At 53.8% G+C, this 11,612-nt stretch carries 8 protein-coding genes; 1 reads left to right on the top strand and 7 read right to left on the bottom strand.

All coding sequences use genetic code 11. The features are described 5' to 3' along the window. Positions 1-264 precede the first annotated feature (264 nt). Positions 265-1,476 carry a hypothetical protein gene (locus tag VLH40_03165; GenBank protein HSV31008.1) on the bottom strand — a complete coding sequence of 404 codons (1,212 nt, stop codon included), beginning with the start codon at positions 1,474-1,476 and terminating at the stop codon, positions 265-267. Between the two features lie 303 nt (positions 1,477-1,779). Here VLH40_03165 and VLH40_03160 point away from each other — a divergent pair, with 303 nt between their 5' ends. After that, positions 1,780-1,911 (top strand): hypothetical protein, encoded by a 132-nt coding sequence (locus VLH40_03160; protein ID HSV31007.1) that lies wholly within the window; start codon positions 1,780-1,782, stop codon positions 1,909-1,911. Between the two features lie 9 nt (positions 1,912-1,920). On the opposite strand, the gene VLH40_03155 is transcribed toward VLH40_03160, so the two are convergent. From VLH40_03155 to VLH40_03130, 6 genes are all read right to left on the bottom strand, one after another. Continuing rightward, positions 1,921-3,120: a uroporphyrinogen decarboxylase family protein gene (locus VLH40_03155; GenBank protein HSV31006.1), complete on the bottom strand. Its 1,200-nt coding sequence runs from the start codon at positions 3,118-3,120 to the stop codon at positions 1,921-1,923. A gap of 84 nt (positions 3,121-3,204) precedes the next feature. Beyond that, positions 3,205-7,413, bottom strand: a complete 4,209-nt coding sequence (locus VLH40_03150; GenBank protein HSV31005.1) for an acyl-CoA dehydratase activase — start codon at positions 7,411-7,413, stop codon at positions 3,205-3,207. A 131-nt stretch (positions 7,414-7,544) separates the two neighbouring features. Then, positions 7,545-7,967, bottom strand: a complete 423-nt coding sequence (locus VLH40_03145; GenBank protein HSV31004.1) for a HEPN domain-containing protein — start codon at positions 7,965-7,967, stop codon at positions 7,545-7,547. Further along, positions 7,964-8,458, bottom strand: coding sequence for a nucleotidyltransferase domain-containing protein (locus VLH40_03140; protein HSV31003.1), 495 nt, complete (start codon positions 8,456-8,458; stop codon positions 7,964-7,966). Before VLH40_03140 ends, VLH40_03145 begins: the two co-directional genes overlap by 4 nt. Positions 8,459-8,551: 93 nt before the next feature. Continuing rightward, complete coding sequence (locus tag VLH40_03135) at positions 8,552-9,244, bottom strand: anaerobic ribonucleoside-triphosphate reductase activating protein (GenBank protein ID HSV31002.1); 693 nt, start codon at positions 9,242-9,244, stop codon at positions 8,552-8,554. Between the two features lie 228 nt (positions 9,245-9,472). Then, positions 9,473-11,611: a ribonucleoside triphosphate reductase gene (locus VLH40_03130; protein ID HSV31001.1), complete on the bottom strand. Its 2,139-nt coding sequence runs from the start codon at positions 11,609-11,611 to the stop codon at positions 9,473-9,475. Between the last annotated feature and the right edge of the window lies 1 nt (position 11,612).

Here is an 11,612-nt window from a genome sequence, read left to right as displayed (position 1 = left end):
CATACTGAGGGGGGGGAATAGTCTAGGAAAATAACCCCCCATCGACCCCATAAAGAAAACCTTACAATAAAGCACGCGTCAGACGCTATATTGGTCATAAAGCTGGTGATGGGAATTTGCTGGCTGGGATGGCCGGGGGCTCAAGGCACAGTGCCAGACACGATCGAAGAGACGGAATAGTTTTACTTGCCCGGTTCCCGAAGGTTGGCGCTTTACCGTTATTGGTTTCAGTAATGCTTGATTGGATATTATGGGGAGTCAATTCTACGCTTTAGACCAGCTACTGGATGACTCAGACTGTGGTATTCCCGAATCTTCCTGGATTGCTGAAATAATATCCCGGGCGATATTTTCACTCCCATTATGCAATCCTTCCCAGGTGGTCAAGCTGAAACGCTCGGCACGAGCGCGTAGCTCGGGGAGCCGGGAAAGGGCGTCTGCCAGAATAATCCCGCCTTCCATAGGGGAGTTCCCCCCACAGAGAAACGCTTCCCGGAGAAGAAGGGTTTGCCGGTTGAACATAAAGTCAGGGTTGGCCTGGATGGCTCCGGGACGAAAGGGGCCGATGGAGGGAATTCCGAGAAAAGCGGCCTGCTCGAGTGCGGAACCGGCAAAACCAACCACCATGGCGCTATCACTGAGTAATTTCAGGTAATCTCCCTGACTCCAGGTAACGTTCGGCAAAGATGCCTGGGAAATGAGTACGGGGATTTCGGGGGAGGGGAGTCCGGGTGAAAAAACGTAGTGAAAATGAAACCGGGAGACGGTGTCTCCCGAAAGAGACGCGAGCACTTCGTTGAGGAAGTAAAAGTTTTCCTTCCAATCCTGGCGGCTTCCCGGCAAAAGGAGGACGGTGTTCTTCGTGCCCGGCGAAGGTTTTATATTCGGACCCAGAAATCCTAAATAGGTGGCGGGTATGCCAAGGGACTGGAACCAGCGTGCGGTCTGAGAATCACGGGTATACACCCGCTGGCAAAAGGTACGGTATAAGTAGGCCGTCAGAGGACCTAACCGTTCGTAAGGGCGATTGCTTTTTTTTAATAAAGAAGTATGGGCCATGGCGACCATAAAATGGGTCTTCCGCAAAAAGAGTGTGTTGATCAGGGGCGGGATGGCATCCCCTACGCTGATCTGGTAGCGAATCCGGGGTCGGATGCCCCGCAGGGTTCGAGCGAGCACTCTCAGGTCTTTTTTACCCCAGTTCCAAAATTCTCTGGCCATTCGGCCCGTTCGCTCCCCGAAGGAACCGAGGTACAGACCGCCGTACTGGCGCTGCGAGGGGTGAAAGAGCAGAGAGACCGAATCAGGATACGCGGAAAGCAGCGGAGCGAAAGCCTTCCCATCGCCCACTATGGGCAGGAGGAATACCGGGAGGTTGATTCCTTTCTCATCCATAATATCCATCAGGCGATCAAGAAGAATTGAGGTAAATGAGTCTTCTCCGTACCCGTTGCTGATTACCAGCAATCCGCTCATGCCCGTATATTAAAGCAATGATCGGTTTTCGGCAAGATGAACGGTAACTTGGCTCACTTGCCTGAAAAACCCTTAAATTGACCGAAAACACAGGAAAAAATATAATTAAGCGAACGAGGTTGTAGCTCTAAAAAGGGGGGTACCCCGGGCCAGCACGTTCATGAAAGGATATTCCAGCCAGGTCCGCCTTTTTCCAGTAGTTTTCGAGTCGGGGGCGGGCGCGACACTGAGCGATGTGGATGGGAATGTCTACATCGATTTTTCTTCAGGGATATACGTTACCAGGCCGCTTTCCGGAAAGGTTTGGCCTGGATACCCGCCGGGCATATCCTGCGCATGTCTCCACCGATCATCATGGAGGATGATTTAGCGCTGAAGGCGATGGATATCATCGACGAAGCGATCGGTGACGTCGAGAAAATTTTGGGATATTGAGAAGCATGGCTAAATCTTCCGGCGCAGACCAGAGTCGGCATGAAGAGCGTGCACCTGGTTCAGGAAATAACGGAGGTGGTCATAGGGGACATCGGGAGGGATATGGTGGTCGCAGTTGACGAAGTAACCGCTCCTTGCGGTTAGAAATTTTACCTTTTCCACTTCCCGGTCGATGTCCGTCTTGCTCTGGGCGAGCATTCGCTTGTCCACCCCGCCGACGATGATCAAATTTTTCCCATACTGTTTCCGGAGGCGGACCGGATCCATATTGCTGGCGATTTCAAACGGATACTGGGCGTTGATCCCACAGTCGAGCCAGATGGGAATCAGTTCCTCGGTGTTGCCGTCACTGTCTAAGATTAGGGCGGTGACGCCGTTTTCGAGAAGGAGGTCGACCACCTTACGGTAACGGGGAACCATGACCCGCTTGACGAAGCTGGGGGAAACCAAAGACCCCTTGTTGTAACACATGTCTTCCCAGAGCCAGACCCAGTCGAGGGTGACCCCTGACGCAAAGACTTTTTTGAGCATTTCGAAGGAAAAATGGCATTGCCATTCGACCATGGCCTCTACCAGGGAGGGATTGTCGTAGATGGCCAGGCTGATGTGTTCAAGTCCCATATAGTTGCGGGGCATGCCGAACAGGGATAGGGCCATCATCCCCAGGGGAAAGTCCCGCTCTTCCCAGCTTTTCCCCGCTTGCCCTTCGCGGATTGGCCACTGGAGCTGTCCATCGGTGATGGTATCCCAACCTTCCGGCCAGCGGCCGGGGGAGTGGGGGTTCAGCCGTTTCTTATAGGTCTCCCAGCTTTCCTGGTCTTTCACCGGGTATGCCAGGTATTGAGGCATTTTTTCCGGATCGTTTTTCATCACCCGGACGACCGCTCCGTCATAATCCACCTTGACAATGTGTGATTCTTCCTCCTTGATGACTTTTACCTCGAACAGGGGGTCGAGCGGGGGGACCCAGGGGGGATTGTTGCAGGGACTCATCCCCCGGACGGCGGCATTGGGCCAGATGGCTTCGTTCTGGCTTTGGTAACCCAGGAGATGGTGGTTCAACTCTTTTTTGTTTTGAAGATTTTTAACCGGCATTCCTTCCCTGATCCACCGTCTGAACGCCTCAGTCCAGGAGTCAACTCCCCAGAAATACGGGTCATCTACCCGTTCAAACCGGCAAATCGCTCGAAACCGTTCCCTCGGTGTCATGGGACTCACCACCCTTTTTGGATAGGTGAAACAAATTTTTTTCCTCTTCGGCATTCACCGGTCCTCTCTTTTCCGTTCCCGAAGCTATCCGGTGCGGTGGTTGAATTCTCTGGCCTGGTGCATAAACGCTTCCAGTCGGGTCTGGTCAGTCGACTGTTCCAGACCGTCGTATACCATGTTGAGGAAGGGAATTCCGCCTTCCTCCCGGCGGACCCGCTTCATCACGGCATGACTGATGGTTCCCGGGAGGCAGGTAAAGGGCATTACCGAGACGATTCCCGCCAGCCCTTTCCGGGCAAAATCGATGCCTTTGCCCACCGTCATGATCGCCTCTCCCTCGAAGCTTTGATGAATATAAGGCGCGGCCAGCTCCAGAATCTGTTTGGTGGGAGGTTCATGAGCGTTGTCCAGATAATCTTCGAAGGCGGTGATCAGCTTGTGTTCGTCACGCTTCATGACCCGGTCCATCAATGAATTCTTCAGTCGAAAAAGATGCCGTCCGGACAGGGCTGCTCTCATTGAGCGGCGGAAATTACGATAGAGGAACCATTCATACACAGGGGCCGACCAGACTTCGCCTCCTAAGGTTTCGATCTGGGCGACCAGGTCTTGATTACTGAAGCGGTTGCTCCTCAGATAAAATTCTCCGACCAGCCCGATGACCGGCCGGCGGTTGGTTCGATCAATCGCCAGCGAGGCGAAGCGTTCCCGGGAACGCTTCATGGCCGAAAACAGCGGCGGGAGGCTACCCTTTTCCCGAATGGCCCGACAGACGTCATCTACCGATTCCCAAAAGATTTGCTCGGTTTGGCCCTTCTCCATTTCATAGGGGCGGGTTTGGAACAGAGCTTTTTCCAGGATATCCACCGCGACTATGCCCATCCAACCCAGGCGCAGGAATTTCCGGCCGACGATCCCCAGGTCGTTGTAAAAGCTGGAGGCCTGGTTGGGAGCGAAGATCGGAACATCTTCGTAACCCAAATCATCAAGAACCATGCGTTGCAACGTATTGTATTGACCGAATCGGCAGGGGCCTCCGGAACCGCCCATGAAAAAAGCTACTGCATCCCGGTCGAAATCGGGCCGCTGGGTATATTTGATCATGTCTCCCGTGGTCACGATGCAGGGAAAACATTCCTTGCCCGAGGTGTATTTTCGTCCCCAGTAGAGGGTATCTTCATCCGGTTCGGGCAGGATCTGGGCGTTCATTCCACAGGCCTGGAAGGCGGCGGCCATGCCGTAAGCCTGGGGGCTCATATTGGGAATGAGGATCGTCCGGGCGGAAGCCCGTTCGATGGAAAGCGGACGGAACCGCCGGCCCTCCCGGTGGGTAATTTCCCGGTTGGCTTCCAGGCTATCCAGGTAAGCCTCGCACCGGGTAATCACTCCGGCATCGGCACTGTGTTCATCCACTTCGATGGTCAGCATCGGCTTGGTCCCCAATCGTTCGGAAAAGAACCGGGTGATGAACGAATCGGGTCCGCACCCGAAGTTGGTCAGGCACAGAGTGTTCAAGCGCCGGTCTTCAGCGATGAGCTCGGCGGCGGAAAGGATTTTTTGCCCGTAAAGCCAGTACATGTTGAACCAGTCTCTCGGAAGGGTGACTGTTTCCAGAGGGAGGTAATCCATGGGAATGGCCAGGACCCCCATGGCCCGGAGTTTACGGGTGAGTTCCAGGTTCGATCCCGGGTCACAGGTGTTATAGGAGCGGCCAGCCACTACGATGGCCGGGGCGTCGTCGCTGAGGTTCTCTAAAATTTCTTTACCTCGGGCGCTGCACTCGTCCTGGAAAGTACGCAACGCTGAAAAACCTTCTTCCAAAGCCTGGACGAGTTCCGAGGGGCTTTTTCCCAATTTTTTGGCCAGGGGGAGCAAGGCAGCGACCCACTGCCGGGAATTTTCGGCCAGATATAATACCGGGCGCAGGATCTCCACGTCATGTTTGGAAAAATCCACTGCCGAAGGCGTTGTATAGGCCAGACTTTGCATGTACGGGCAGACGAAGCTGTCATTCATGCGTTGGTCCGAGGAGGGCATATTGATGATACTGGGAATCCAGAGATAGTCGACCTTTTTCTCCAGGAGGTTCAGGACGTGGCCCAAATAGACCTTAACGGGAAAACAGGTCTCGGCCACGCTGGCTTCCACTCCACGGTGAATGATAGGTTTTGAGGTTTTATCGGATATGACCACCTGGGCACCCAGGCGGGTCAGAAGGGTGTACCAGAAAGGAAAGAGATCGTAAAACAGGCCGGCCCGGGGAATCCCTATCCGGGGGGCTCCTGCGGGGAGCTTTGCCTCAACCCCAGTGCAACTCATGAGCATCTGTTCCCGTTCCCGGAAAAGATCCGGTAAACGAACGGCGGGAGCGGAAGACTTTTGCTTGACATCGAACTTTTCACATCGGCTTCCATAACTGAGAGGCTCCGCGCCTTCCACGATCACCTGGTTGATTTCACAGCGGTTGGAGCAGTCCTGGCATTCGAAGACACTCAGGTGGTACTCCAGTTTATTCAGGTCGAATCCCTTGAAGCGGCTTCCTTGCCCCTGGTCCCATTCCTGGGCGATGATGGCACATCCCAGGGCTCCGGTCACCTCGTGATGGGAAGGAACGGTGATCGGTTTTTTCGTCACCTGCTCAAAGGCCGCCACCAAGGCATGATTGAAAGCGGTACCCCCCTGGAAGAAAATCCGGTTTCCTATCGGTTTTCGAGTGACCACCCGGTTCAGGTAATTGTAGACGATGGAGTAGGCCAATCCAGCCAGGAGGTCCTCTACCCGGGCTCCCCGCTGCTGGTTCTTCTGGAGTTCCGTTTCCATGAATACCGTGCAGCGCTCTCCCAGGTCGATGGGGTCCTGGGAAGCCAAAGCCAGGCGGGCGAATTCCTCTTTTATCGATACATTGAGTTTTTCGGCCTGTTCCTCGAGGAATGACCCGGTTCCGGCGGCACAGACCTTGTTCATTTCAAAGTCGGTGACATTACCGTTTTCTATTCTGATAAACTTGGAATCCTGTCCTCCGATTTCAAAGATGGTATCTACATTTGGGTCGACGGCCAGCGCTCCCCGGGCCTGGGCGGTGATTTCGTTGCGAACCACATCCGCTCCGATGAAATCTCCGATGAGATAGCGTCCGGAACCTGTGGTGCACACACCTTGGATATCCACCCGGTCTCCTATTTCCTCGCCCACCTCTTGCAGGCCCCGCCGAACCGCTTCGATCGGTCGCCCGGCGGTCATCAAGTACCGCTTGGCCAGAACATTTCTTTCCGAATCCATGACTACGACGTTAGTGGAGATGGATCCCACGTCAACTCCGAGATAACCTGGGATCCGGCTTGTTCTTTCTCTGGCGGGGGACACAACGCGCGACTCCATGATGGTGGAGCGTTCGATGCGCAAGGGTGGCAGGCTTTTCCGGCTTCGCTTGTCCCGGTAGGATTTTACCTCGGCCAGTCGGTCGAAACGGGGTTGGGGAAAACCATTTTCCCGGGTATGCCATACGGCTCCGATTGCGCCCATCCAGGCATAGGTATCAGGGATACGCAGTTGTTTTTCATTCATAGAGAGGACCCGGCGTAACGCCCGTTCGATACCTGGGTTGGCTGCCACCCCGCCATGAAAAGAGACCGGGGGAACCAGCGTGAGGGAGGAACCCACGGTACTTTTAAAATTGCGGGCCAGGGCCAGACACAGACCTCCCACGATGTTTTCCGGGGGGGTGGCTTTCTGTTGAAGATGAATCATATCGCTTTTGGCGAATACGCTGCACCGTCCCGCGACGCGGGGCGGGTTTTCGGAACGAAGGGCCATTTGACCAAATTCTTCTATGGAAAGACCCAGGCGGCTGGCCTGTTGGTCGAGGAATGACCCGGTTCCGGCGGCGCATATAGTGTTCATGGCAAAATCAGCTACTTCCGTCGTGCCCTTTTCAGTACGGCGCAGGAAAATGACCTTGGAGTCTTCTCCGCCGATTTCCACGATGGTTTGTACGTCCGGAAGCAACCAGGCGGTTGCGGTGGCCTGGGCGATCACTTCATTGACAAATACACCGGCCAGGATTTCGGCTACCGGACGTCCGCCGTTTCCGGTCACCCCGACTCCCGCAAAACCGGCCGGTCCTCCAAAGCGATCCAGGGTCGCGGATACGACTTGGGCCGTTAATTCCATGGGATGTCCCTTGTGACGGTGGTACTGTTTTTCTAGGATGTCTCCCTGAGGGGTCATGACCACCAGATCGACACTCACCGACCCGATGTCCAGACCAAGATAATAGCGTTCATCTTTTTTCATGCAATTTGACTCCTTTTTAAAACACAGTGATCGGTGTTGGGCAAACAGTGATCAGAAGGAGAAGCGATTTATTGCGAACTCCAGCATAAATATTGCTTGTTTCAAGACCGGTTGACCTTTGTAAATGCAGTTTATAATCTAATAAACGGAGGGATCACCAAGCCAGCGATACTCACCACATAATGAGCATCCCGGGAGGCTCGCGAGCCATCTTCTGATGTGTACTCAAGAGTAGGGATAAAATCGATATCCCCGCAAAAGGAAAATTCCCTTTCTTTCCGAAGCCACTTGGAAATCGCCGCGAGCTTTTCCGCCTCTGGTCGGACTTGTTCCGGTAATCGTTCCTTATATTCCAGCAACAGGTATCCTACATCATGCTGCTTGGGGGGATCGATCCCCATGGTCCGCAAGATCCCTTTGAGGGCCAGTTCGACGATTTCCTGAGCTTCCCGGACCACGTCGGAGAAGGCATCCTCTTCCATGAGGACGGGGAGCACCCGCAGCCGTTTCTGGGATTTTTCCAGGTAGCTCTGGGCCAGGGAAGGGAGGTTCATTGTATTATGACCTCATCAATTGAATGATTTTGGTCCAATAGCCAGTACCAGCTTTCTCCGCGGCGAAGGCGCCGGGCACCGAGATTATGAAGCCTGGTCGAAAAATCACGAAGGTAATCACTGAAAAAGGAGTCCTTTTCGAACAGAATCACCCCGTCTTCCATCATGTCCATGAATAAGGGGCTGCCCTTCCTGATTTCATCCGGGGTTTTTATCACCGGTGACAGGGTTGTTTCAATCCCCTGTTTTTTCAATTCCTCCAACAAAGGGCCAAGACTCCTTTCCAGTTGGGTAAACTCATCCATTCTTCGGAGTCGTCCCGAAGGAAGGTCTTTGACGACAAACAAAAGGTCTATGTCTGAGTCCGGGCGGGGGGTGTTTCTCCCCACTGACCCAAAGACGACCAGCGCGGTCAATCGTTCACCATAAAGATTTTGGGTAGCCGGAACCAAGGCTCTTAAAATTTTTTGAAAATTATCTTTGATGGTCAACAGATACCGGCCTTTATCTTTCTGAAGAAACCAATTTTATCTTCGGGTATTTCCTTATTATACCCAAACATGTGTACTGGTTGTTCTTTTCATTCAACGAACGACGACGAATTCTCTACCCATCTTACGATCGATTTCCCGCTGCCAGGTCAGAATGGTTTCCCTTGAATAGGGAATGACTGTTCGGGCTACGGGAGCGAGGGTAGTTTCATTTCGAAAATTTTGCCAGAACCAGTGGGTGGCCAAGCTGAGTTCATCAGACATCTCTAGTAGGGTTTCCCGGTCGATCGAGGGAGGGTAAAGGGTGGTTCGTATTTCCAGCCGGTCGGGGGTTTGGAGAGCTTCCCCGAGAGTTTGCCGAACGGCGGTTCCGGCTTCAATCGTGGTCAGTGCGGCATATCGTTCGAAGGGGATTTTGAAATCGATTCCCCACCGGTCGATCAAATTAGACCGATTGAGCCGGGAAAATTCATCCGGAAAACTTCCGTTGGTGTCCATTTTGACGAGAAATCCCAGAGCCTTGACTCGTTCCAGAAAATTTTTTAGATGGGCGGCGTGGAGCAAGGGCTCCCCTCCGGTCAACACGACCGCATCGACCATGGTATGCCGGGCGGCGAGAAAAGTTAGGATCGTTTTTTCCGGAAGAGGGGGGAGCCCAGGGCTGAGGAAGGCAAACGACGGGTTGTGACAATAGGGACAACGAAAATTGCACCCTCCAGTGAAGAGCACCGTGGCGATATGTCCCGGATACTCGATCAAACTGACTTTTTGCCATCCGTAAAACATGATTGCTCCTTGTAAGTTTAGTGATTTTAGTGACCAGTGATCGGCAACCAAGGGCTGGCCTCTTCCTCACTGCCTGGAATTATCGCTTCCTCACTGAACACCCCCCGGCCATAAGCCTGTCACCGCCCCGCAGGCAGGGGCCGAAAACGATGCCGTCTCCTCCTGCTGTTGCCACCTTGCCTTGGATTCCCTTCGCCACCGGCGGGTTCCTCCCGTATTTGCTCTTTCTCATCTCACCGACCTTGTGGTATTCTCGGTTGTCGCCTGGAGGACATATTCCTTCCGGGCTTGGAATTCCGCCTGTTTTCCCCGGTTCCAGCGATTGATCGGCCGGTAGTAGCCGACGACCCGGGAATAGACTTCGGTTTCGGTTTCGCAATCCGGACACGCTTTGATTTTTCCCGGGAGATACCCATGATTAGGACAGATGGAAAAGGTTGGGGTGATGGTGAGATAGGGGATAGAGTACCGTTCAAAGGCCCTCCGGATAAAAAGACTTGCCGAGATAGGATGAGGAGTTTCCGGCAGGAAGGCGTGGAAAACCGTTCCTCCGGTGTAGAGCGTTTGAAGTTCGTTCTGGTGTTCCAGGGCCTCGAAAGGATCGTCGGTATAGTTGACCGGGAGGCAGGAACTGTTCGTGTAGAAGGGCGCCTCGCCCCCCGAGGTGATGATGTCCGGGTAACGGTTTCGATCGTGCTTGGCCAGCCGATAACTGGCTCCCTCCGCGGGAGTGGCTTCGAGATTGTAAAGGTTGCCGGTTTCTTCCTGGAAATTGGTGAGGTGGTGCCGCATAAAAGCCAGGACCCGCATCGCGAATGCTTTACCCTCTTTATCGGCGATGGAAACACCCAAGAAGTTCTCACAAGCTTCGTTCATTCCCACCAGGCCAATAGTGGAAAAATGATTGCGAAAGGTTCCCAGGTAGCGTTTGGTGTATGGGAGAAGTCCGTTTTTCATATTCCGTTCCACCACCTTACGCTTGATCTCGAGGGCCGTTTTAGCGATGGTCATCATCCGGGCGAGACGAGAAAAGAAAGCCTCCTCGCTTTTACTTAAATAGGCGATACGGGGGAGATTCACAGTGACGACACCGATGGAACCGGTCTTGTCCGCTGACCCAAAAAGACCTCCTCCGCGATTACGTAGAGTGCGCAAGTCGAGTTGCAACCGGCAACACATGGAACGGACGTCTCCGGGGCGTATGGTGCTCGAAATAAAGTTTTGAAAGTAGGGCACGCCGTACTTGGACGTCAGCCTCCACAAAAGCAAAGCGTTTTCTGATTCCCATGGAAAATCGCGGGTGATGTTATAGGTGGGAATGGGAAAGGAAAATACCCGACCGGCGAAGTCTCCTTCGAGCATGACTTCAATGAAGGAGCGGTTGATCATGTCCATTTCCCCCTGGTAATCGCCGTACGTTCCAAGATCGGGGCGCTCTTGGCCCCCGATGATCACCGGACGGTTCCGAAGGTCTTCCGGTACGATCCAGTCGAAGGAAAAATTAATGAAGGGGGCCTGGCTACCCCAACGGGAAGGAACGTTCATGGCAAAAACCATCTGCTGGATGAGTTGCTTCACCATCCGGTAGTTCAGGCGGTCGAAGCGGATGAAGGGAGCCAAATAGGTATCCACCGAGTTGAATGCCTGAGCACCGGCGAACTCCATCTGCATGGTCCCCAGGAAATTGACCATCTGACCGGTGAGCGCGGAAAGGTGTTTGGCCGGCCCGGCGGCGACCTTGTCCTTGACGCCGCCAAATCCCTCCCGGATCAACTCCTCGATTGACCAGCCGGCACAGTAGGCGGTAATCCCGTAAGAGAGATCATGGATATGAAGGTCGGCGTTGACGTGGGCGTCCCGCACTTCGTCGGGATAGATCCGATTCAGGGTGTAATGAGCCATCACCGAACCGGCGGTGTGAAGGACGAGCCCCGGATAGGAGTAGGTGGTGTTCGAGTTTTCCTGGGTTCGCCAATCGGCCTGCATGAGGTAGTCTTGGACAATTTTTTCTACGTCTACCGCGGCCTTGAGGGCTTCCCGGGTTTCCTGCCTTTTCCGGCGATAGAGAATATAAGCCTTGGCTACCTTGGAGAAACCGTTCTCAATCAAGACTTCTTCAACCGTGTCCTGAATGGTTTCGATGTCCACCTCTTGGCCCGGTTCGAAAAAAGTGTCCGCCCCGAAGCGTTCGAACAAACGGATAGTCGCCAGACGGCTCAATTCGTCGGGCACGGTTTCCGATGTTTCGCCAACCGCTTGAAACGCTTTATAAATAGCCCGTTCGATACGAAGCCGGTCAAAGGGCACGCTTCGCCCGTCTCGCTTGCGGACCTGGCGGGGAGCCATTATCTCACTATAGTTTTTCACT

The organism is Atribacteraceae bacterium (assembly GCA_035477455.1).
Taxonomy (GTDB): domain Bacteria; phylum Atribacterota; class Atribacteria; order Atribacterales; family Atribacteraceae; genus DATIKP01.
The sequence above is the reverse complement of the archived record's forward strand: the minus strand, read 5'-3'. Positions and strand labels throughout refer to the sequence as shown.